The 22,437-nt window shown below is 71.0% G+C and carries 19 protein-coding genes and 1 tRNA gene; 12 read left to right on the plus strand and 8 right to left on the minus strand.

What is annotated here, in order from left to right:
- Positions 1 to 39: 39 nt before the first annotated feature.
- The 6 genes from rsmG to rpmH form a co-directional block, all read right to left on the minus strand.
- Positions 40 to 756, minus strand: a complete 717-nt coding sequence (gene rsmG / locus AB0E83_RS00575; RefSeq protein WP_362103948.1) for a 16S rRNA (guanine(527)-N(7))-methyltransferase RsmG — start codon at positions 754 to 756, stop codon at positions 40 to 42.
- 118 nt (positions 757 to 874) lie between these two features.
- On the minus strand, positions 875 to 1,384 hold the full coding sequence (locus AB0E83_RS00580) for a R3H domain-containing nucleic acid-binding protein (RefSeq protein ID WP_282695015.1): 510 nt from the start codon (positions 1,382 to 1,384) through the stop codon (positions 875 to 877).
- A 29-nt stretch (positions 1,385 to 1,413) separates the two neighbouring features.
- The gene (yidC, locus tag AB0E83_RS00585; protein WP_362103950.1) at positions 1,414 to 2,700 is read right to left on the minus strand and encodes a membrane protein insertase YidC; all 1,287 of its coding nucleotides are present in this window, start codon (positions 2,698 to 2,700) and stop codon (positions 1,414 to 1,416) included.
- Positions 2,701 to 2,703: 3 nt separating this feature from the next.
- A complete protein-coding gene (gene yidD, locus AB0E83_RS00590) occupies positions 2,704 to 3,030 on the minus strand; it encodes a membrane protein insertion efficiency factor YidD (protein ID WP_282695017.1) in 327 nt (108 codons plus the stop codon).
- Positions 3,027 to 3,398 (minus strand): ribonuclease P protein component, encoded by a 372-nt coding sequence (gene rnpA / locus AB0E83_RS00595; protein ID WP_362103952.1) that lies wholly within the window; start codon positions 3,396 to 3,398, stop codon positions 3,027 to 3,029. Before rnpA ends, yidD begins: the two co-directional genes overlap by 4 nt.
- A 20-nt stretch (positions 3,399 to 3,418) precedes the next feature.
- Positions 3,419 to 3,556 carry a 50S ribosomal protein L34 gene (gene rpmH, locus AB0E83_RS00600; protein WP_015659252.1) on the minus strand — a complete coding sequence of 46 codons (138 nt, stop codon included), beginning with the start codon at positions 3,554 to 3,556 and terminating at the stop codon, positions 3,419 to 3,421.
- A 357-nt stretch (positions 3,557 to 3,913) separates the two neighbouring features.
- Here rpmH and dnaA point away from each other — a divergent pair, with 357 nt between their 5' ends.
- The 12 genes from dnaA (at position 3,914) to AB0E83_RS00660 (ending at position 20,491) form a co-directional block, all read left to right on the plus strand.
- On the plus strand, positions 3,914 to 5,722 hold the full coding sequence (gene dnaA / locus AB0E83_RS00605) for a chromosomal replication initiator protein DnaA (RefSeq protein WP_362103954.1): 1,809 nt from the start codon (positions 3,914 to 3,916) through the stop codon (positions 5,720 to 5,722).
- Between the two features lie 1,174 nt (positions 5,723 to 6,896).
- The gene (gene dnaN, locus AB0E83_RS00610; protein ID WP_189953483.1) at positions 6,897 to 8,027 is read left to right on the plus strand and encodes a DNA polymerase III subunit beta; all 1,131 of its coding nucleotides are present in this window, start codon (positions 6,897 to 6,899) and stop codon (positions 8,025 to 8,027) included.
- A 182-nt stretch (positions 8,028 to 8,209) separates the two neighbouring features.
- Positions 8,210 to 9,085 carry a phosphogluconate dehydrogenase (NAD(+)-dependent, decarboxylating) gene (gene gnd / locus AB0E83_RS00615; protein ID WP_362103956.1) on the plus strand — a complete coding sequence of 292 codons (876 nt, stop codon included), beginning with the start codon at positions 8,210 to 8,212 and terminating at the stop codon, positions 9,083 to 9,085.
- Positions 9,086 to 9,144: 59 nt separating this feature from the next.
- On the plus strand, positions 9,145 to 10,266 hold the full coding sequence (gene recF, locus AB0E83_RS00620) for a DNA replication/repair protein RecF (RefSeq protein ID WP_362103958.1): 1,122 nt from the start codon (positions 9,145 to 9,147) through the stop codon (positions 10,264 to 10,266).
- Positions 10,263 to 10,823, plus strand: a complete 561-nt coding sequence (locus AB0E83_RS00625) for a DciA family protein (protein ID WP_362103960.1) — start codon at positions 10,263 to 10,265, stop codon at positions 10,821 to 10,823. The genes recF and AB0E83_RS00625 overlap by 4 nt, the downstream gene beginning before the upstream one ends.
- Before the next feature lie 354 nt (positions 10,824 to 11,177).
- A complete protein-coding gene (gene gyrB / locus AB0E83_RS00630) occupies positions 11,178 to 13,208 on the plus strand; it encodes a DNA topoisomerase (ATP-hydrolyzing) subunit B (RefSeq protein WP_362103962.1) in 2,031 nt (676 codons plus the stop codon).
- Positions 13,209 to 13,249: 41 nt separating this feature from the next.
- Entirely contained in the window at positions 13,250 to 15,865 is a 2,616-nt protein-coding gene (gene gyrA / locus AB0E83_RS00635) for a DNA gyrase subunit A (RefSeq protein ID WP_362103963.1), read from the plus strand.
- A 105-nt stretch (positions 15,866 to 15,970) separates the two neighbouring features.
- Positions 15,971 to 16,540: a DUF3566 domain-containing protein gene (locus AB0E83_RS00640; protein ID WP_362103965.1), complete on the plus strand. Its 570-nt coding sequence runs from the start codon at positions 15,971 to 15,973 to the stop codon at positions 16,538 to 16,540.
- Between the two features lie 101 nt (positions 16,541 to 16,641).
- A tRNA-Ile gene (locus tag AB0E83_RS00645) sits at positions 16,642 to 16,715 on the plus strand.
- 147 nt (positions 16,716 to 16,862) lie between these two features.
- A complete protein-coding gene (locus tag AB0E83_RS00650) occupies positions 16,863 to 16,997 on the plus strand; it encodes a DLW-39 family protein (protein WP_208809277.1) in 135 nt (44 codons plus the stop codon).
- 232 nt (positions 16,998 to 17,229) lie between these two features.
- Positions 17,230 to 19,137, plus strand: a complete 1,908-nt coding sequence (locus tag AB0E83_RS00655) for a VWA domain-containing protein (protein WP_362103967.1) — start codon at positions 17,230 to 17,232, stop codon at positions 19,135 to 19,137.
- A 22-nt stretch (positions 19,138 to 19,159) separates the two neighbouring features.
- Complete coding sequence (locus tag AB0E83_RS00660; RefSeq protein ID WP_362103969.1) at positions 19,160 to 20,491, plus strand: hypothetical protein; 1,332 nt, start codon at positions 19,160 to 19,162, stop codon at positions 20,489 to 20,491.
- Positions 20,492 to 20,495: 4 nt separating this feature from the next.
- On the opposite strand, the gene AB0E83_RS00665 is transcribed toward AB0E83_RS00660, so the two are convergent.
- A complete protein-coding gene (locus tag AB0E83_RS00665) occupies positions 20,496 to 21,812 on the minus strand; it encodes a serine/threonine-protein kinase (RefSeq protein WP_362103971.1) in 1,317 nt (438 codons plus the stop codon).
- 52 nt (positions 21,813 to 21,864) lie between these two features.
- Positions 21,865 to 22,416 (minus strand): DNA-binding protein, encoded by a 552-nt coding sequence (locus tag AB0E83_RS00670; RefSeq protein ID WP_200424982.1) that lies wholly within the window; start codon positions 22,414 to 22,416, stop codon positions 21,865 to 21,867.
- Positions 22,417 to 22,437 lie beyond the last annotated feature (21 nt).

Here is a 22,437-nt window from a genome sequence, read left to right on the forward strand (position 1 = left end):
GACCGTCCGACACTCCGTGAAAGCGGACGAATGCGACGCTCAGCGGCGCCGGCGGGTCTTGCTCGTCCGGGCGGCCTTGGCCCGCTTGGCCGCGAACCGCACCCCGCCGGGGCTCTCGCCGACCTCGACCCGCACCACCGTGGACATCGGATCGACGATCCCCTCACCGACGTGGAGCACCGAGGTCTCCACAACGCCCAGCTTGGAGAGCGCGGCGCGCGCCCCGTCGAGCTCTTCCTCCGCGGTGTCGCCCTTCAGCAGCAGCATCTCGCCGTAGGGACGGAGCAGGGGCACGCCCCAGCCGGCCAGCCGGTCCAGGGGAGCCACGGCGCGGGCGGTCACGACGTGGACCGGCTGCAGCTTGCCGAGCATCTCCTCGGCACGGCCGCGCACGACGGTCACGTGGTCGAGGCCGAGCAGCTCCACGACCTCCTGGAGGAAGTTGATCCGGCGCAGCAGCGGCTCCAGGAGCGTGATCTTCAGATCGGGCCGCACCAGGGCCAGCGGGATGCCGGGCAGGCCGGCGCCGGAGCCGACGTCGCAGACCGTCACGCCCTCGGGAACGACCTCGGAGAGGACCGCGCAGTTCAGCAGGTGGCGCTCCCACAGCCGCGGGACCTCGCGAGGGCCGATGAGCCCGCGCTTCACACCGGCGTCCGCGAGCAGCTCCGCGTACCGCACGGCCTCGGGAAAGTACTCGCCGAAGACCTTCCGCGCCTGCTCAGGCGCCTCGGGGAGCTCCGCTGCCTCCGTCACGGGAACCGTCCTTCCGTACCGCACGCGTAGCGTGCGAGCGCACTGTGGTGGCTGAACTATCAGGCTGACAAAGATCGGCCCCGTCTGCGAACAGACGGGGCCGACGCGAGGGGAGGGGTCAGGCAGGGAGGACGACGACGAAGCGCTGCGGCTCCTCGCCCTCGGACTCGCTGCGCAGACCGGCGGCGGCGACCGCGTCGTGCACGACCTTGCGCTCGAACGGGGTCATCGGGTCCAGCTTGACCGGCTGGCCGGTGGACTTCACCTCGTCCGCGGCCTTGGCGCCGAGCTGGGCGAGCTCGGTGCGCTTCTGCGCGCGGAACCCGGCGATGTCGAGCATCAGCCGGCTGCGGTCGCCGGTCTCCCGGTGCACGGCCAGGCGGGTCAGCTCCTGGAGCGCCTCCAGCACCTCGCCGTCGCGGCCCACGAGCTTCTGCAGGTCCCGGCTGCCGGAGTCGCTGATGATCGAGACCGCGGCCCGGTCCGCCTCGACGTCCATGTCGATGTCGCCGTCGAGGTCGGCGATGTCGAGCAGGCCCTCAAGGTAGTCGGCCGCGATCTCACCCTCCTGCTCCAGGCGGGTCAGGGTGTCGCCACCCTCGGCGGCGGAGGTGGTGCCTTCCGTCACGGATGGACTCCTTCTAGCTACGTGGACGCTTACTTCTTGGAGGACGGGTGCTTGGGCCGCTGCTGGCCCTTGCGCTGACGGGAACCGCCGGAGTTGGCGCGGCTGCGGCCGCCCTGCGCACCGCCCTTGGCGGGCGTCTCGGGCTTCTTCTCCAGGGAGGGCTTCGTCGCGGTGTCCTGGGCGGCCTCGCCCGCGGACTCCTCGGCGGTCTCCCCCGCGGCCTCGTCGCCCTTGGCCTGCGTGCCGGAGGCCTGGCGCCGGGCCTTGCTCTGGCGCTTGGGCTGCTGACGCTTGGAGGCGGTGCCCTCGGTCTCGGCGGCGATGGTGTCGCTCTTCACGATGGTGCCGTCGGCCTGGGCGGCGAAGCCGGCCTTGGCGAGGGCGCCGATGAAGCGGCGCTCGTTCTCGTTGCGGTCGGAGCCCTTGGCGACGATCGCCTTGACGACGGCCCTGTGGCGCCGGCTGCGGATCTCACCGTGGTGCGTGGCGCTCTTCAGCAGGCGCTGGAGGTAGGAGTCCTGCGCCTTGCTGCCCGGGGTCGGGTTCTGGTTGATCACGTACATCTGCTGGCCCATGGTCCACACGTTGGTGGTCAGCCAGTAGACGAGGACACCGACGGGGAAGTTGATGCCCATGACGGCGAAGATCACCGGGAAGATGTACATGAGCATCTTCTGCTGCTGCATGTACGGGGTCTTCACCGTGAGGTCGACGTTCTTCATCATCAGCTGGCGCTGGGTGAAGAACTGCGAGGCCGACATCAGGATGATCATGACCGCGGTGACGATGCGGACGTCGGTCAGCGAGGCGCCGAGGGCCGCGACGGCCTCGGGGGAGTCCATGAACTTCGAGGCGATGGGGGCGCCGAAGATGTGCGCCTCACGGGCGCTGTTGACCAGGTCCTGGTTGAGGACGCCGATCTCCTTGCCCGACGCGATGTTGGACAGCACGTGGTACAGCGCGAAGAAGAACGGCGACTGGGCCAGGATGGGAAGGCACGAGGAGAGCGGGTTGGTGCCCGTCTCCTTGTACAGCTTCATCATCTCTTCGGACTGACGCTGCTTGTCGCTCTTGTAGCGCTCCTGGATCGCCTTCATCTTCGGCTGGAGCGCCTGCATGTTCCGGGTCGCCTTGATCTGCTTCACGAAGAGCGGGATCAGCGCGATACGGATCAGCACCACGAGGGACACGATCGACAGGCCCCAGGCCCAGCCCGTGTCAGGGCCGAAGACGGCCCCGTACAGCTTGTGGAACTGGACGATGACCCAGGAAACGGGCCAGGTGATGAAGCTGAACAGACTGGCAATCGTGTCCACTAATCAGGCTCCTTGAGCATTGGGCGAGGTCTCTGCGGCCGGGCTCGTCTCGGCGGAGATCCCGCCCTTGTCGCCGCGCAGCGCGTTCCTGAGCATCTCGTGCCAGCGCGGACGCTTCCGCGGGGGGACATGGTCCACTCCGCCGGGCGACCACGGGTTGCACCGCAGGATGCGCCAGGCGGTCAGGGCGGTGCCCTTGATCGCGCCATGCCGGTCTATGGCCGTGAATCCGTAGTGGGAACACGACGGGTAGTACCGGCAGACGTCACCCAGGAGAGGGCTGATCGTCCACTGGTACAGCTTGATGAGGGCGAGGAGCGGGTACTTCATCGCGTGCCCCCTCCCAGCAGCCGCTGAAGAGCGGCGTCCAGGTCTCGGGCCAGGTGGGCGTGGTCGGCGTCACCGGCTCCGGGCAACGCCCGTACGACCACCAGGCTACCGGGGGGCAGCGCGGACAGCCGGTCGCGGACGAGGTGACGCAGACGGCGCTTCACCCGGTTGCGGACGACCGCACCGCCCACGGCCTTGCTCACGACGAAACCCGCACGCGTCGGGGGAGCGCTCTCCCCAGGCGCGTGCGGGTCCGTGGCACCGCTACGCAGGTGGACGACGAGGAGCGGGCGACCGGCCCGGCGCCCTCGGCGTACCGCGGTTGCGAAGTCCTCGCGCCGCCTCAGCCGATTCTCGGTAGGCAGCACGTCATGACCTGTTTAGTGGATCAGGCGGACAGGCTCGCGCGACCCTTGGCGCGGCGGTTCGCCAGGATGGCGCGGCCGGCACGGGTACGCATGCGCAGGCGGAAGCCGTGGGTCTTCGCGCGACGACGGTTGTTCGGCTGGAAGGTGCGCTTGCTCACTCGGGGGCTCCAGAAATGATTCGGGTGGTGGCGGGACATCGCCTGGCTGTCACCGTGCGCCCACGAGTAGCTCGCAATACGCCCGAGTGCACCGCTTCGTGATCACCTAGGGTGATCTTTGCCCATCGGAGGCAGGCGGCAGCAGCCATCGACAACTCGACCTGGTTACGGTACGCGCGGTTACGCCATCCGGTCAAACCGACCCGTCACAGGGCCCCTTTGTGCACAGGCTGTGGACAACAACTTGAACGACGTCAGCCGCCCCGACTACCGTGGCTGGACTCGACCATCTCTTCCGTTCTGTTCTTATCGTCCCGAGAACCACAGTTTCATGGGACCTGCGAGAAAGCGTGCCCTGTGGCTGACGTACCTGCCGATCTTGCCGCAGTGTGGCCACGCGTGCTCGATCAGCTGCTCGGAGAAGGACAGCAGGGCATCGAGCCCAAGGACAAGCAGTGGATCGAGCGCTGCCAGCCGCTCGCCCTGGTCGCCGACACGGCTCTGCTCGCCGTCCCCAACGAATGGGGCAAGCGCGTCCTGGAGGGCCGGCTGGCCCCGCTGATCAGCGAGACCCTCAGCCGCGAGTGCGGCCGCCCGATCCGGATCGCGATCACCGTCGACGACTCCGTCGGCGAGCAGGCCCCGGTGCCCTCCCCCGGCCGGCCGCCGCAGCAGCCCCGCTACGACGAGCGCCCGCAGCCCGAGCCGTACGAGAAGTACGAGGGCTACGGCCACCGCGCGCTGCCCGACGACGGGCTGCCCGCCGTGCGCCCGGCCTACCCGGACTACCCGCAACCGCCGCGCCCCGAGCCGGGCGCCTGGCCGCGCACCCAGGAGGACCTCTCCTGGCAGCAGCCGCGCCTCGGCGGTTTCCCGGAGCGCGCCCCGTACACCGGCCCGGCCGCCCCGGAGCAGTCCGGGCGGCCGCGGTACGACGAGCCCTCCCGCGGCTACGAGCAGCCGCAGCGGCCCGACCGCGCCGAGCTGCCCGAGCGCGCCGAACTGCCCGAGCCTCCCGGCGCCGTCCCGCGCCCGGGCCTGGGCACGGGCGGCCAGGGCGTGGGGCCCGGCGTCGGCCAGGGTTCCGCCGGCGGTTCCGGTACGGGCTCCGGCGCGGGCGGTCCCGGCGAACAGCACGCGCGGCTGAACCCGCGGTACCTCTTCGACACCTTCGTGATCGGTTCCTCGAACCGGTTCGCCCACGCGGCCGCGGTCGCGGTGGCCGAGGCGCCGGCGAAGGCGTACAACCCCCTCTTCATCTACGGCGAGTCGGGGCTCGGCAAGACGCACCTGCTGCACGCCATCGGGCACTACGCGCGGAGCCTCTACCCGGGCACGCGCGTGCGGTACGTGAGCTCGGAGGAGTTCACCAACGAGTTCATCAACTCGATCCGCGACGGCAAGGGCGACGCCTTCCGCAAGCGCTACCGCGACGTGGACATCCTGCTGGTCGACGACATCCAGTTCCTCGCGAGCAAGGAGTCGACGCAGGAGGAGTTCTTCCACACCTTCAACACCCTGCACAACGCGAACAAGCAGATCGTGCTCTCCTCGGACCGGCCGCCCCGGCAGCTGGTAACCCTGGAGGACCGGCTGCGCAACCGCTTCGAGTGGGGGCTCACCACCGACGTGCAGCCGCCGGAGCTGGAGACGCGCATCGCGATCCTCCGCAAGAAGGCGGTGCAGGAGCAGCTGAACGCCCCGCCGGAGGTGCTGGAGTTCATCGCCTCCCGGATCTCGCGGAACATCCGTGAGCTGGAGGGCGCGCTGATCCGGGTGACGGCCTTCGCGAGCCTCAACCGGCAGCCGGTGGACCTGGGGCTGACGGAGATCGTCCTCAAGGACCTGATCCCGGGCGGCGAGGACTCGTCGCCGGAGATCACGGCGCCGGCCATCATGGCGTCCACGGCCGACTACTTCGGGCTGACGGTGGAGGACCTCTGCGGTTCCTCGCGCAGCCGCGTCCTGGTGACGGCCCGCCAGATCGCCATGTACTTGTGCCGGGAGCTCACGGACCTGTCGCTGCCGAAGATCGGCGCGCAGTTCGGCGGCCGCGACCACACGACGGTCATGCACGCGGACCGGAAGATCCGGGCGCTGATGGCGGAGCGGCGCTCCATCTACAACCAGGTCACCGAGCTGACCAACCGCATCAAGAACGGCTGACGACGCCTCCGCGCGGTGGTCGAGCGACAGCCGCGCGGCTCTGCACAGCCTGTGTACGGCCTCCGCGCGGCCTCGGCCTCCGAAGGGCGCCCCGGGACGACCTCCCGGGGCGCCCTTCGGCGTTCCCGGGGCGGCTCCGAGGTGATTCCGGGGCGTTCGCGGGGCGGTCCCGAGAGGGCTCCGGGGCGCTCCCCGGGCGGGCCGGTGGCTCCGGCGGGCCTTGGGTGGCTCCCTTGTCGGCCTCGGGTGGCTGCCTTGTCGGCTCTGTGGAGGCTGCCTGGAGACCGCCGCGACGGCTCCACGACGGTTCCGGAGCGCCTCTACAACGGTTCCGGAGCGGCTCCGAGACGGCTCGGAACGGCCCGCGCGACGGGCCCGCGACGGCTCAGGACGGCTCTGCGACGCCTCTGCGCCGGGCTCCGCGGTGGCGTGGGGACGCCGGCTCCCGGACCGGTCTGTTCGATTGCGCCCTTCTGGTGGCGGGTTCTCCACAGATTGCGGGATGATCACCCGTCCACAGGGTGGGGACTGCTGAGTTATCCGGAACGTGTCCACAGGCGGGGCTGGTGACAGCTCATCGGCCCAGCTCAGGGGGGTGTGGAATTGTTGGCAAACGTTCTCCACAGGCTGTGGATGAATCCTCCGTCCACAGGGGGCTCTGAGAGTTGTCCACCGGCTGCCCACAGGGACCGGTACGTTGCCCACAGCTTCTCCACACCGCTGTCCACTGTTCGGCAACAAAACACCCCCACTCACCGGTGAGAGTGAAAGCCGTCACACCAACGAAGACGTTTGGGCTGTGGGGAACCTGGGGAAAGCTGGGGACAGCGCTGGGGAGAACTACCCCTCGCCTGTGTATCGGGTGTGCAGAACTTTCGAATGTCCACAGAGGACCCTGGTTGTCCACGGGTTCCACCCACAGGGGCAGTGGACAAAAAACCTGCGCTGACCTGCGTGGACGACGTTATCCACGGTTTCCACAGGCCCTACTACTACTCCCACTCATAGTTAGCTCGGGAATCGTTTTGAAGCAGGGCCTGTGCACAACTCGGCGCCGGAGCCCCGGCATGCTCTCGTCACGACTTGACCCCGAGCCGCACCGAGTGTCGGCGGCGTACGTCAGACTGGATCCCGCAGTCGACGAAGAGCCAGCAACAAGCAGGAGGCGGTTCCGGTGAAGATCCGGGTGGAGCGCGATGTACTCGCGGAGGCGGTGGCCTGGGTGGCCCGCAGCCTTCCGGCCCGTCCGCCGGCGCCCGTACTCGCGGGCCTTCTGCTGAAGGCCGAGGACGGCGCGCTGAGCTTCTCGAGCTTCGACTACGAGGTCTCCGCCCGCGTCTCCGTCGAGGCCGAGGTCGAGGAGGACGGCACCGTCCTCGTCTCCGGCCGCCTCCTCGCCGACATCTGCCGCGCCCTCCCCAACCGTCCGGTGGAGATCTCCACAGACGGTGTACGGGCGACCGTGGTCTGCGGCTCCTCCCGCTTCACCCTCCACACCCTCCCTGTGGAGGAGTACCCGGCGCTGCCGGAGATGCCCACCGCCACCGGCACCGTGCCCGGCGAGGTCTTCGCCGCCGCCGCCGCGCAGGTGGCCATCGCCGCCGGCCGTGACGACACGCTGCCCGTCCTCACCGGCGTGCGCATCGAGATCGAGGGCGACACCGTCACCCTGGCCTCGACCGACCGCTACCGCTTCGCGGTCCGCGAGTTCCTGTGGAAGCCGGAGTCCCCGGACGCCTCCGCGGTCGCCCTGGTGCCCGCGAAGACCCTCCTGGACACCGCCAAGGCGCTCACCAGCGGCGACACCGTCACCCTGGCGCTCTCCGGCTCCGGCAAGGGCGAGGGCCTGATCGGCTTCGAGGGCGCGGGCCGCCGCACCACCACCCGCCTCCTGGAGGGCGACCTCCCGAAGTACCGCACGCTCTTCCCCACCGAGTTCAACTCGGTCGCGGTGATCGAGACCGCCCCCTTCGTGGAGGCCGTCAAGCGCGTGGCCCTCGTCGCCGAGCGCAACACGCCGGTCCGCCTCAGCTTCGAGCAGGGCGTGCTCATCCTGGAGGCCGGTTCCAGCGACGACGCACAGGCTGTGGAAAGGGTCGACGCGCAGCTGGACGGCGACGACATCTCGATCGCCTTCAACCCGACCTTCCTCCTGGACGGCCTGAGCGCGATCGACTCCCCGGTCGCCCAGCTCTCCTTCACGACCTCCACCAAGCCGGCGCTGCTGAGCGGCCGCCCGGCCGTGGACGCGGAGGCGGACGAGGCGTACAAGTACCTGATCATGCCGGTGCGGCTGAGCGGCTGACGCCCTCTGCCGGGGGGCTCAGGGGTGCCCCCCGGGGTGGCGCGGTACGCCGGTGCGTCTGGGCGGCTGACCCTTACTCCAGGGGGTTCGACTGAGCGGCTGACCCCACAGGTGTGCGGCCGGGTCCGGGCGTAGGCTCGGACCCGGGTAGCAACCGCACACGACGCTAAAGGAACACTCTGATGGAGCTCGGTCTCGTCGGTCTCGGCAAGATGGGCGGCAACATGCGCGAGCGCATCCGCCGCGCAGGCCACACCGTCATCGGATACGACCGCAATCCGGACCTCGCCGATGTCCACAGCCTGGAAGAGCTTGTGGGCAAGCTCAAGGGTCCGCGCGTCGTGTGGGTCATGGTCCCCGCCGGCGCGGCGACCCAGTCCACCATCGACGAGCTGGCGGAGCTGCTCTCCCCCGGCGACGTCGTCGTCGACGGCGGCAACTCCCGCTGGACCGACGACGAGAAGCACGCCGAGGAGCTCGCCGCCAAGGGCATCGGCTTCGTCGACTGCGGCGTCTCCGGCGGCGTCTGGGGCCTGGAGAACGGCTACGCGCTGATGTACGGCGGCGACGCCGAGAACGTGGCCAAGGTCCAGCCGATCTTCGACGCGCTCAAGCCGGAGGGCCCGTACGGCTCCGTCCACGCCGGCAAGGTCGGCGCGGGCCACTTCGCGAAGATGGTCCACAACGGCATCGAGTACGCGATGATGCAGGCGTACGCCGAGGGCTGGGAGCTCCTGGAGAAGGTCGACTCCGTGGAGAACGTCCGCGAGATCTTCCGCTCCTGGCAGGAGGGCACGGTCATCCGTTCCTGGCTGCTCGACCTCGCGGTCAACGCCCTCGACGAGGACGAGCACCTGGACCAGCTGCGCGGCTACGCGTCGGACTCCGGCGAGGGCCGGTGGACCGTCGAGGCCGCCATCGACAACGCCGTACCGCTGCCGGCGATCACCGCGTCGCTGTTCGCGCGGTTCGCGTCCCGCCAGGACGACTCGCCGCAGATGAAGATGATCGCCGCGCTGCGCAACCAGTTCGGCGGCCACGCGGTCGAGAAGAAGTAGCAATCCACAGGCTGTGCACCGTCCGGTGCACAGCGACCGGGGGAAGGCCGGCGCCCACCATGCACGTCACGCATCTCTCGCTGGCCGACTTCCGCTCGTACGCCCGGGCCGAGGTGTCCCTCGACCCGGGCGTCACCGCGTTCGTGGGGGCGAACGGCCAGGGCAAGACCAATCTCGTCGAGGCCGTCGGCTACCTCGCCACCCTCGGCAGCCACCGGGTCGCCTCGGACGCCCCGCTGGTGCGGATGGGCGCCGAGCGGGCCGTCATCCGCGCCGCCGTCACCCAGGGCGAGCGCTCCCAGCTGGTCGAGCTGGAGCTCAACCCGGGCCGCGCCAACCGCGCCCGCATCAACAGGTCCTCGCAGGTCAGACCCCGTGACGTGCTGGGCATCGTGCGGACCGTGCTCTTCGCGCCCGAGGACCTCTCGCTGATCAAGGGCGACCCCGGCGAGCGCCGGCGCTTCCTCGACGAACTGATCACGGCGCGCGCGCCGCGCATGGCGGGCGTGCGCTCCGACTACGAGCGCGTGCTGAAGCAGCGCAACACCCTGCTGAAGTCGGCGGCGATGGCCCGCCGCCACGGCGGCCGCGGCATGGACCTGTCCACGCTCGACGTCTGGGACCAGCACCTGGCCCGGGCCGGCGCCGAGCTCCTCGCGCAGCGCCTGGACCTCGTCCACACCCTCCAGCCGCTCGCGGACAAGGCGTACGAACAGCTCGCACCCGGCGGCGGACCGATTCTGCTGGAGTACCGGCCCTCCGCCCCCGGCACCGGACAGACCCGCGAGGAGCTGTACGAGCAGCTGATCGCCGCGCTCGCGGAGGCCCGCAAGCAGGAGATCGAGCGCGGGGTCACCCTCGTCGGTCCGCACCGCGACGAGCTGCTGCTGCGGCTCGGCGAGCTGCCGGCCAAGGGGTACGCGAGCCACGGCGAGTCCTGGTCGTACGCGCTGGCGCTCCGCCTCGCCTCGTACGACCTGCTGCGCTCCGAGGGCAACGAACCGGTCCTCGTCCTCGACGACGTCTTCGCCGAGCTGGACGCGCGCCGGCGCGAGCGCCTCGCGGAGCTGGTGGCCCACGGCGAGCAGGTGCTGGTGACGGCCGCGGTCGACGACGACGTGCCAGACGTCCTGGCCGGGGCCCGGTACGCGGTGGCCGGAGGGACGGTGGAGCGGGTATGAGCGGGACCGGGGAAACTTCCCCACAGCCTGTGGACAAGCCGGCGGCCCCCGAGCCCTCGGGCGTGGACCTCGCCCGGGTCGCGCTGCGCGCCGCCAAGGAGCAGGCACGCGCGCGTGGGGCGGCCGCGCAGCAGAAGAAGCAGGCCCGGCGGGGCGGCGGCCTGCGCTCCGGGGCGCGTGCCGACGGACGCGACCCCATGGCGCTCGGCGCCGCGATCAACCGGCTGCTCGCCGAGCGCGGCTGGGAGACGCCGGCGGCCGTCGGCGGGGTCATGGGGCGCTGGCCGCAGATCGTCGGCGAGGACCTGGCCAAGCACTGCGTACCGGTGAAGTACGAGGAGGAGCCGGACGCGCGCGTGCTGACGGTGCAGTGCGACTCCACCGCGTGGGCGACGCAGCTGCGGCTGCTGGCGCCGACGCTGGTCGCCCGGCTCAACGAGGACCTGGGGCACGGGACCGTGCGGATGATCAAGGTGCTGGGGCCGGGGAGCGGGCCGCGGCGGTACGGGCCTCTTCGGGCGCCCGGGTCCACGGGGCCCGGGGACACGTACGGGTAGTGCGGGGACGGCCCTCGGGGTGCGGGTCCAAGCGGTCGGGCGCCGTCGCGCGGGGTGTTGTGCCCACCCGTTCCGCCCTGCGGAACGCCTGCCCACGACGAGGCGGAACGCATGCCCGCAGACGGGTGCCACTACCCGTCACCGCCCGAAGCGCTAGGTGGCCGTCAGGGGCCCCTGGAGCCCCTGCCCGGATATGGGGAGTCGTCTCGGGGCCGCTGAGGGCGGCACATGCGCATTCAGGTACCCGCAAACCCCCATGAGTGTCGGCGGTACCGGTAGACTGGAAGACAATCCCGCCACACTGCGGAACTGTCGAACGACGCAGCCGGCTCCCCTATGCCCGGAGCACGGCCTGTGCTGTGCCAGAAAGGGCGCTTCGTGGCCGATTCCGGCAACCCCAACGAGAACACTCAGTACACCGCCAGCAACATCCAGGTCCTCGAGGGCCTGGATGCGGTGCGCAAGCGCCCCGGCATGTACATCGGCTCGACCGGTGAGCGCGGCCTGCACCACATGGTGCAGGAGGTCGTCGACAACTCGGTCGACGAAGCCCTGGCCGGGCACGCGGACACCATCGACGTGACGATCCTCGCCGACGGCGGCGTGCGCGTCGTCGACAACGGCCGCGGCATCCCCGTCGGCATCGTCGAGTCCGAGGGCAAGCCGGCCGTCGAGGTCGTGCTGACCGTGCTCCACGCGGGCGGCAAGTTCGGCGGCGGCGGCTACGCGGTCTCCGGCGGTCTGCACGGCGTCGGCGTCTCCGTCGTCAACGCCCTCTCCACCAAGGTCGCGGTGGAGATCAAGACCGACGGCCACCGCTGGACCCAGGACTACAAGATGGGTGCCCCCACCGCACCCCTCGCGCAGCACGAGGAGACCGCCGAGACCGGCACCTCGGTCACCTTCTGGGCCGACCCGGACATCTTCGAGACGACCGAGTACTCCTTCGAGACGCTCTCGCGCCGCTTCCAGGAGATGGCCTTCCTCAACAAGGGCCTCACCATCACGCTCACCGACGAGCGCGAGTCCGCGAAGGCCACCGTCGGCGCCGACGACCCGGACGTCGAGGCCTCCGCCGAGCACGCCGCGCGCACGGTGACGTACCACTACGAGGGCGGCATCGTCGACTTCGTGAAGTACCTCAACTCGCGCAAGGGCGACCTGATCAACCCGACCGTCATCGACATCGAGGCCGAGGACAAGGACCGCCTGCTCTCCGCCGAGATCGCGATGCAGTGGAACTCGTCGTACAGCGAGGGCGTGTACTCCTTCGCCAACACGATCCACACCCACGAGGGCGGCACCCACGAGGAGGGCTTCCGCGCCGCGCTGACGACGCTCGTCAACAAGTACGCGCGCGAGAAGAAGCTGCTCCGCGAGAAGGACGACAACCTCACCGGCGACGACATCCGCGAGGGTCTGACCGCGATCATCTCGGTCAAGATCGGCGAGCCGCAGTTCGAGGGCCAGACCAAGACCAAGCTCGGCAACACCGAGGCGAAGACCTTCGTCCAGAAGGTCGTCCACGAGCACCTGACGGACTGGTTCGACCGCAACCCGAACGAGGCCGCGGACATCGTCCGCAAGGGCATCCAGGCCGCCACCGCGCGCGTGGCCGCCCGCAAGGCCCGCGACCTCACCCGCCGCAAGGGCCTCCTGGAGTCGGCCTCCCTGCCGGGCAAGCTCTCGGACTGCCAGTCGAACGACCCCACCAAGTGCGAGATCTTCATCGTCGAGGGCGACTCCGCCGGCGGCTCCGCCAAGTCCGGCCGCAACCCGATGTACCAGGCCATCCTGCCGATCCGCGGCAAGATCCTGAACGTCGAGAAGGCCCGCGTCGACAAGATCCTCCAGAACACCGAGGTCCAGGCGCTGATCTCGGCCTTCGGCACCGGGGTCCACGAGGACTTCGACATCGAGAAGCTCCGCTATCACAAGATCATCCTGATGGCGGACGCCGACGTCGACGGCCAGCACATCAACACCCTGCTGCTCACCTTCCTCTTCCGCTTCATGCGGCCGCTGATCGAGCACGGGCACGTGTACCTCTCCCGCCCGCCGCTCTACAAGATCAAGTGGGGCCGGGAGGACTTCGAGTACGCCTACTCCGACCGCGAGCGCGACGCCCTGGTCGAGCTGGGCAAGCGGAACGGCAAGCGGATCAAGGACGACTCGATCCAGCGCTTCAAGGGTCTCGGCGAGATGAACGCCGAGGAGCTGCGCGTCACCACCATGGACGTCGAGCACCGCGTCCTCGGACAGGTCACCCTGGACGACGCGGCCCAGGCCGACGACCTCTTCTCGGTGCTGATGGGTGAGGACGTCGAGGCGCGGCGCTCCTTCATCCAGCGCAACGCCAAGGACGTTCGCTTCCTCGACATCTGAGTCGGTCTCAGCTGACCGTACGAAAGGACTGACGACCAGCAATGGCCGACGAGAACACCCCCGTGACCACCGACGAAGAAGAGGGCCCGCAGCTGCGGATCGAGCCCGTCGGGCTCGAGACCGAGATGCAGCGCTCGTACCTCGACTACGCGATGTCCGTCATCGTGTCCCGCGCGCTGCCCGACGTGCGGGACGGCCTCAAGCCCGTCCACCGGCGCGTGCTGTACGCGATGTACGACGGCGGCTACCGGCCCGAGAAGGGCTTCTACAAGTGCGCCCGCGTCGTCGGCGACGTCATGGGCACGTACCACCCGCACGGCGACACCTCGATCTACGACGCGCTCGTCCGCCTCGCCCAGCCCTGGTCGATGCGGATGCCGCTCGTCGACTCCAACGGCAACTTCGGCTCCCCGGGCAACGACCCGGCCGCCGCCATGCGCTACACCGAGTGCAAGATGGCGCCGCTGTCGATGGAGATGGTCCGGGACATCGACGAGGAGACCGTCGACTTCCAGGACAACTACGACGGCCGCAACCAGGAGCCGACGGTCCTCCCGTCGCGCTTCCCGAACCTGCTGGTCAACGGCTCCGCCGGCATCGCGGTCGGCATGGCGACCAACATCCCGCCGCACAACCTGCGCGAGGTCGCCGAGGGCGCCCAGTGGTACCTGACCCACCCCGAGGCCAGCCACGAGGAGCTCCTCGACGCGCTCATCGAGCGGATCAAGGGCCCCGACTTCCCGACCGGCGCGCTCGTCGTCGGCCGCAAGGGCATCGAGGAGGCGTACCGCACCGGCCGCGGCTCCATCACCATGCGCGCGGTCGTCGAGGTCGAGGAGATCCAGAATCGCCAGTGCCTGGTGGTCACCGAGCTGCCCTACCAGGTCAACCCGGACAACCTCGCGCAGAAGATCGCCGACCTGGTCAAGGACGGCAAGATCGGCGGCATCGCCGACGTCCGCGACGAGACCTCCTCGCGCACCGGCCAGCGCCTGGTCATCGTGCTCAAGCGGGACGCCGTCGCCAAGGTCGTCCTCAACAACCTGTACAAGCACACCGACCTCCAGACGAACTTCGGCGCCAACATGCTGGCGCTCGTCGACGGCGTGCCGCGCACCCTCTCCCTGGACGCGTTCATCCGCCACTGGGTGACGCACCAGATCGAGGTCATCGTCCGCCGGACGAAGTTCCGGCTGCGCAAGGCCGAGGAGCGCGCCCACATCCTGCGCGGCCTCCTCAAGGCCCTGGACGCCATCGACGAGGTCATCGCCCTCATCCGGCGCAGCGACACCGTCGAGGTCGCGCGCGAGGGCCTCATGGGCCTGCTGGAGATCGACGAGATCCAGGCGAACGCGATCCTGGAGATGCAGCTCCGCCGGCTCGCCGCCCTGGAGCGGCAGAAGATCATCGCCGAGCACGACGAGCTCCAGGCGAAGATCAACGAGTACAACGCGATCCTGGCCTCGCCGGAGAAGCAGCGGGCCATCGTCAGCGAGGAGCTCGCCGCCCTCGTCGAGAAGTTCGGCGACGACCGCCGCTCCAAGCTGGTGCCCTTCGACGGCGACATGTCCATCGAGGACCTCATCGCCGAGGAGGACATCGTCGTCACCATCACGCGTGGCGGCTACGTGAAGCGGACCAAGACCGAGGACTACCGCTCGCAGAAGCGCGGCGGCAAGGGCGTGCGCGGCACGAAGCTGAAGCAGGACGACATCGTCGACCACTTCTTCGTCTCCACCACCCACCACTGGCTGCTCTTCTTCACCAACAAGGGCCGGGTCTACCGGGCCAAGGCGTACGAGCTGCCGGACGCCGGCCGGGACGCGCGCGGCCAGCACGTGGCCAACCTGCTGGCCTTCCAGCCGGACGAGCAGATCGCCCAGATCCTGGCGATCCGCGACTACGAGGCCGCGCCGTACCTGGTCCTCGCCACCCGCTCCGGCCTGGTGAAGAAGACCGCGCTGAAGGACTACGACTCGCCGCGCTCCGGCGGCGTCATCGCCATCAACCTGCGGGAGCGGGACAACGGCGCCGAGGGCGTCGCCGACGAGCTGATCGGCGCCGAGCTGGCCTCCGCCGAGGACGACCTGCTGCTGATCTCCAAGAAGGCGCAGTCGATCCGCTTCACCGCGACGGACGACGCGCTGCGTCCGATGGGCCGCGCCACCTCGGGCGTCAAGGGCATGAGTTTCCGCGAGGACGACGAACTGCTCTCGATGAATGTCGTCCGGCCCGGTACGTTCGTCTTCACCGCGACGGACGGCGGGTACGCCAAGCGCACCCCCGTCGACGAGTACCGCGTCCAGGGCCGCGGCGGCCTCGGCATCAAGGCCGCCAAGATCGTGGAGGACCGCGGTTCGCTGGTCGGCGCGCTGGTGGTCGAGGAGACCGACGAGATCCTCGCCATCACGCTGTCCGGCGGTGTGATTCGCACGCGAGTCAGCGAAGTCAGGGAGACCGGCCGTGACACCATGGGCGTCCAGCTGATCAACCTGGGCAAGCGCGATGCCGTCGTCGGCATCGCACGGAACGCCGAGGCCGGCAGCGAGGACGAGGACGGCGACGACGCCGTCGACGCCGAAGGCGCCTCCGGGACGGCCCCGGCGACGGCAGCGGCCGAGGGCACGGAGCCCGCGGCCGGGGAGCACGAGGAGTAGAGCGTGAGTGGAGCCACGGGCGCCGGTTCGGCGGCAGCCGGAGCTTCTGCAGGTGCTGGAGCGCACGGCGCCCGTGGCTCGGCCACGGACTCCCAGGGGGTTGCGGTGACGGACACTCGGGGGCAGCAGCCCCCCTACCAGGGCTACAACGGCGCCCTGCCCGGCGAGCGCCCCGCGGCGCAGCCTGCGGGTGCCTACCACCCGCCGAGGGCCTACGAGGGCCCTCAGGGCGGCGGCCACACCCAGGGCGGCCAGTCCGCCTCCGCGGTGCGCCGGCCCCGGACGGGCGCGCGGACGACCCCGCGCACCCGCAAGGCGCGGCTGCGGGTGGCGAAGGCCGACCCGTGGTCGGTCATGAAGGTGAGCTTCCTGCTCTCCATCGCGCTGGGCATCTGCACGGTCGTCGCGGCGGCCGTGCTGTGGATGGTCATGGACGCCATGGGCGTCTTCTCGACGGTCGGCGGGACGATCAGCGAGGCGACGGGCTCGAACGAGTCCAACGGCTTCGACCTGCAGTCGTTCCTGTCGCTGCCGCGGGTCCTGATGTTCACCTCGGTGATCGCCGTGATCGACGTGGTCCTGATGACCGCCCTGGCGACCCTGGGCGCGTTCATCTACAACCTGTCGGCGGGCTTCGTCGGCGGCGTCGAGCTGACGCTGGCCGAGGACGAGTAGCCCGCGCCGGGGGCCGGTGCCGGAACCGATTTTGGGACTGGCCCCCACGTGCGCTAATGTTCAGGAGTCAGCGCGACGGGAAACAAACCGAGAAGCGCGGCGGGGCTATAGCTCAGTTGGTTAGAGCGCATCCCTGATAAGGATGAGGCCACAGGTTCAAATCCTGTTAGCCCCACAGAAGAGATCGACCCGGACGGTTCACCCGTCCGGGTCGATCTCGTTGTGTGAGGTTTGGCGCCCGGACAGGTCACCGATCGGTATCGGTCGATGTGTAGAGTGGGCGTCAGAAGTCTCCTACGTCAACGAAAGACGAGGTCGCGCGGTGAAGAAGCTGCTCCTGGTCGCACTGGCCGCCATCGGCGGGCTCCTCGTGTACCGCCAGATCCAGGCGGATCGCGCCGAGCAGGACCTGTGGACGGAGGCGACCGACTCCGTGCCGTCCGGTTCCGGTGTCTGAGACCCACCCATCTGAAACCGAGATCCCGGTCGCGCGAGGCGCGGCCGGGATCTCGGCGTTTCCGGACCCGCCTGGGGAACGGGCTGTTGCGCGGTCGTGACAGAAAGTCCTTGAATTCGCCTGAGCAAATCACTAGCTTGCAATGGCAAAGTTGAGTGCTCGCGAACAAGGGCGTGTCCGGACGGGAACAGGGACGCGTCCGTTCGCGGTCGAGGACGCCCAGGGGGACACCGTGACGACAGGACGACGAAGGACCGCGGCGGGAGGCGCGCTGGCCGGCGTGCTCGCGCTGCTGCTCGGCCCGGCGCCGCAGGCTGCGGCCGAGGAGGGCCCCGGGACCGCCCCCGGCGGAGCCCTGGTGATGGTGCTCGACTCCTCCGGCTCCATGGCCGAGCCGGTCGGCGGCCCGGGCTCAGGGGGCCGTACGAGGATGGCGGCGGCCCGGGACGCCATCGGGACCGTCGTGGACGGCCTCCCCGACGGCCACCCCACCGGACTGCGCGTCTACGGCGCCGACAAGACGAGCGGCTGCGACGACACCCGCCTCGCCCGCCCGGTCGCCCCGCTCGACCGGGCCGGCCTCAAGGCCGCCGTCGCCGCGGTCACCCCCAAGGGCGACACCCCCATCGGCCTCTCCCTCCGCAAGGCCGCGGAGGACCTGCCGAAGCCGTCCGGAGGCGCCCCCGCCACCCGCACGATCCTGCTCGTCTCCGACGGCGAGGACACCTGCGGCACCCCCGAGCCCTGCGAGGTCGCCGCCGACCTCGCCCGCCAGGGCGTCGGCCTGCGCGTCGACGCCGTCGGCTTCCAGGTCGCCGGCAAGGCCCGCGAGCAGCTGGAGTGCGTCGCCGAGGCCGGCAACGGCCGCTACTACGACGCCCCGGACGCCGACGCCCTCGCCCGCCAGCTCCAGCGCGCCGCCCGGCTCTCCGCCGACGGCTACCGGCTCGACGGCACCCCGGTGCGCGGCACCCCCGGACGCTCCGGCGCGCCCGACCTCGCCCCCGGTCAGTACCTCGACACCATCGGCCCCGGCGAGAAGCGCTACTACGCCACCGACCTGGACGCCGACTCCACGGCCCACTTCTCGGCCACCGCCGTCCCGCAGCCGGGCTCCGCCGTCGACACCGTCGACAAGATCACCACCAGCGTCGTCTGGCTCTCCTCCATCGGCGACGAGGGCTCCTGCGCCACCCGGAGCGAGATCTTCCACCAGGGCGAGGGCGCGGTGCCGCTCACCTCCTCCGTCGCCCGCGTCCCCACCCAGAAGCGGTACTCCGCCTGCGACCGGCCCGGCCGCTACTGGCTGACCGTCGAGCGCACCAGCAAGCCCGGTTCGGACGCCGCCCGCTGGCCGCTGGAGCTGCTCCTCGACGTCGAGAAGCCGCTGCCGGCCGGGACCGTGCCCGCGCAGTCGGAGCCCGAGTACGGCGCCGGCGGGATCGAAGCCCCGGTGCCCGCGGGCGAGCCGCGCGAGGTCCACGGCGGCACCGGCTTCAACGACGCCGCGGAACTCTCGGCCGGCGCCTGGCGCGACCGGCTGCTGCCCGCCCAGACCCGCTGGTACAAGGTGCCCGTCGGCTGGGGCCGACAGCTGCGCTACGACGTCGAGTTCGGCAACGTACCGGCCGCCGGCGGCACCGGCGGAACCGTCCGCTCCTACGTCGCCACCGAGGTGTACACGCCCACCCGGCACCCGGTCGGCACCGGTTCCGGCTTCGCCTCGCGGACGACGTACACGGGCGAACCGGCCGAGCTGCGCATGGCTACGGTCCCCGTCGCCTGGAGCAACCGCTACGAGCCCGACCCGAACGTGACCGCCGTCCACCTCCCGGGCGCCCACTACATCGCCGTCACCCTCGGCGCCGACGCCGCCCGCATCCCCGGCGACCCCGAGATCGGCTTCGTGCTGCGGATCAGCGTCCTCGGCGAGGAGAAGGCCGGTCCCGAGCACCACGCGCGCGTGGTGGCCCCCGAGTCGCCGGCGGCCGGGGGCGAATCCGCCCCCGATGCGGACACCGGGGGCACGAGCGGGGCAGGATGGTCCGGCACGACGGCCCTGGCGGTCGGCGGCGGGGCGCTCCTCCTGCTCACGGGGGTCCTCCTCGGCGTCCGGCGGGCCCGGGGCCGGGCGCGATGACGGACACGACGAGGAGAAGCGCGTGAGCACGCAGGCGGGGGCCACGGCCGGGGCAGGGACCGGACGGCGGAGGAGGACCGCGGCCAGGACACGGAAGGCCGCGGCGCTCCTCACGGCCGCCGCCGCGGTGGGCACGCTCACCGCGCTGCCCGCGTGGGCGGCCGAAGGGCCTCCCCTGCCCGCGTACGCCTTCGACCCCGCGGGGCAGCGGATCGAGGGCGCCGCGTCCAGCGCCGACGCCGACGTGCTGGAGCCCGGCAGGACCTACCGGGACACCCTCAAGAAGGACGGCAAGGTCTACTACCGGCTCAACCTGGACACCACGAAGAACTCGTACGTCTCCGCCGTCGCCGTCCCCAAGCCGGGCGGCAAGGCCGCGTACGGCGACGGCTTCCGGATCGAGATCCAGGACGGCAGCGGCGTCCAGTGCGGCTACCAGGAGGTCAACTTCGCCACCGGCGAACACGTCCGCCCGCTGGCGGGGTACGCGCGCCGGATCGTCGACCCGGACGAGTCCGCCTGCCAGGACGCCGGGACGTACTACGTGCTCGTCGAGCGGGAGTCGGACGCCACCTCCACCCCGGACGACTGGGAGCTGGAGCTCCAGCACGTCACCGAGCCGCTGCTGCGCGAGAACGGCCCGGACAAGCTGCCCGAGTCCTGGCCGTCCGGGACGCCCGGGCCGCCCGCCGGAGAGCCGCAGGTCCGCCAGGGCGGGGACGGTTTCCACACGGCCGTCTCGCTGCGGGAGGGCGAGTGGCGGGCGGACATCCGGCCCGGCCAGACGCTCTTCTGGCGGGTTCCGGTCGACTGGGGCCAGCAGATCTTCGCCACCGCCGAGCTGGGCAGCAGCACCGCCGGCGACGACTCCGTCAGCAACGCGCTCGCGCTCGGCCTCGACAACCCGGCGCGCGGCTACGTCGACCTCCAGACGGTCAGCTACAGCGGCGACCCGGCCACCGCGGCCCTCGCCCCGCAGCGGCCCGTCGCCCACGAGAACCGCGGTTCGTCCGAGACCGCCACCAGTGGCATGCGGTTCGCCGGCTGGTACTACCTCACCGCCACCCTCAGCCCCGAGATCGCCGAGGAGTACGGGAACGAGGCCCTGCCGCTGATCCTGCGGGTCAACGTCCGGGGCGAGAAGAAGGACGCGCCCGCCTACGCCTCGGACCCGGGCATCTTCCAGGTGACCGGCGACGACCGGGAGGCGGCGGCGAGCGGTGCCGGCGCCGACGAGGCGGACGGCGGGGGCGCGCTGATGGTCGGGCTCGCCGCGGGCGGCCTCGGTCTCGGCACCGTCCTGCTCGTCGGGCTCGGTGCCTGGACCCTGCTGGCCCGCCGGGCGGCCCGCTGACCCCTCAGACCCGCGTCAGCGCCCAGAAGCCGACCGCCAGCGACACCAGCGCCAGCAGCAGCACCGGGACCGCCACCTTCGGGGGCGGTCCCGGACGCCGTCCGGGAACCTGAACGGGCTGTCCGGTGTATGGATCAGTAGGGGTGTGCCGCTGCGGCTGGGTCGGCGGCACGGCGGGGTCGAAGGGGGGCACGGGATGGGCGACCGGCGGGGGCAGGTGGAAGCTGCCCGTCTCGGAGGGGCCCGGAACCGGCTGCTGGTACGGGTTGTGCTGCTGGTCCTGGTAGGCCGGCTGGTACGGCTCGTGGTGGGGCGGCGTGGGCGGCTGCGTGTGTGGCTGCGGGGCCGGGGCGGTGGCGGCCGGGACCGGGGCGGCGGCGGGGACCGGTGGGGCCGGCGGGGCGTCCTGGACCTGCGGCGGGGCGTCCTGGGCCGGGCGGGCGGCCGGGCCGTCGGGGCCGAAGCCGGCCGGCAGCGGGCCGAGCTGGTCGAAGATCTCGACCGGCTCCTCGTCGGCCGCCGGCTCGGGCAGCATCTCCACGGCCGCGTTCAGCGCCTTCCGCGCGCCCGTGGCCGTCCGGAACCGGGCCTGCGGATCGGGCTGCAGCAGCCCGGCGAGGACCTGCCACAGCGGCTCGGGGACGCTCGCGGGCGCCGGCGGGGTGCCGTGGTTCACGAAGTGCTCCACGAGGGCCTGCGAGTCCGGCCGGGTGCCGTGCAGCAGATAGAGGGCGACCAGACCGACCGCGTACAGGTCCGCCGTGAAGTCCGGCTCGGCACCGAGGAGTTGCTCCGGCGCGAAGTAGCCGGGCGTGCCCACGACGTAGTTGGTCTCGGTGAGCCGGGGTTCGCCCTTGCGCATCGAGATGCCGAAGTCCGAGAGCCGCAGGTGCGGCCGGCCCGTGCCGGTCGCCTCCATCAGGATGTTGGCCGGCTTGATGTCCCGGTGGACGACGCCCTCCGCGTGCACCGTCGCCAGGCCCGAGAGCAGCTGGTCGAGGAGGGTGCAGACATAGCGGGGCGGCAGCGGCCCGTAGTCGCCGATGACATGGGCGAGCGAGCCGCCGGCGACCAGGTCCATCGTGAAGAGGACCTTGTCGTCGTCGGCGGCCCAGCTGGCCGGGGCGAGGACGTGCGGATGGTCGATCCGCAGCGCCTGCTCCCGGACGAAGCGGAGCAGCGTGTGCGCGTCGCTCTGCTGGAGCACCTTGGCCGCCACGTAACGGCGGCGGCGGTGGTCCCAGGCGCGCCAGACCGCGCCGGCCCCGCCCCGCCCGATCGGATCGATCAGCTCGTACCTGCCGGCGAAGACCTCACCCATCGCGCTGCGCCCGCTCCCCGTCCGTCGTCAGTCGTCAGTCGTGCGTGTCGTGTCAGTTCTGGTGCGACTCGTAGTGGGCGACCGCGTCGGCGGTGCGCCCGGCGCCGTACACCCGGAGGAACTCTGCCAGCTCCGGGTGGGCCGGGGCGAGGGAGTCGGCGGCGTCGATGATGTCCCCCGCGGCGGCCACGGAGCGCAACAGCGACTGGATCTCGCGGACCACGCGGCGCACGGTCGGGGCGCCGGATCCGTTGGTGCTCTGGCCGCTGGTGCCGGTGAGGACGGAGCCGCCCTGGGACTTCTTGATCTCGTCCATGCGGTCGGTGGCCTCGGCGGCGCTGACGCTGCCGTCGGCGACCTGGACGGCGAGCTCCTGGAGAGCCTGGACGCGCTGGACCACGGCCGGGTTGCCGATCTTGGCGCGCTGACCGCTCATGAGCTGGGAGAGCATGGGCGCGGAGAGCCCGAGCACGGCGGCCAGCCTGGCCTGATTGAGCCCGAGGTCGTCGATCAGCCGGCGGAAGAGCGCCCCCAACGGCTCCCCGTACCAACTGCGCTGAAGCTCTCTGGCTCTTGCCGTGGCTTCCTGCTGCGCTGCGTCCATCACTTCTCCCCATCCCTGCGG

Source organism: Streptomyces sp. NPDC035033 (assembly GCF_040636735.1).
Taxonomy (GTDB): Bacteria; Actinomycetota; Actinomycetes; order Streptomycetales; family Streptomycetaceae; genus Streptomyces.

Excerpts from the sequence above, each read along its gene's own strand:
- yidD (WP_282695017.1), bottom strand. The coding sequence starts at position 3,030 with ATGAAGTACCCGCTCCTCGCCCTCATCAAGCTGTACCAGTGGACGATC.
- gnd (WP_362103956.1), top strand. The coding sequence starts at position 8,210 with ATGGAGCTCGGTCTCGTCGGTCTCGGCAAGATGGGCGGCAACATGCGC.
- recF (WP_362103958.1), top strand. The coding sequence starts at position 9,145 with ATGCACGTCACGCATCTCTCGCTGGCCGACTTCCGCTCGTACGCCCGG.
- AB0E83_RS00625 (WP_362103960.1), top strand. The coding sequence starts at position 10,263 with ATGAGCGGGACCGGGGAAACTTCCCCACAGCCTGTGGACAAGCCGGCG.
- gyrA (WP_362103963.1), top strand. The coding sequence starts at position 13,250 with ATGGCCGACGAGAACACCCCCGTGACCACCGACGAAGAAGAGGGCCCG.
- AB0E83_RS00665 (WP_362103971.1), bottom strand. The coding sequence starts at position 21,812 with ATGGGTGAGGTCTTCGCCGGCAGGTACGAGCTGATCGATCCGATCGGG.
- AB0E83_RS00670 (WP_200424982.1), bottom strand. The coding sequence starts at position 22,416 with ATGGACGCAGCGCAGCAGGAAGCCACGGCAAGAGCCAGAGAGCTTCAG.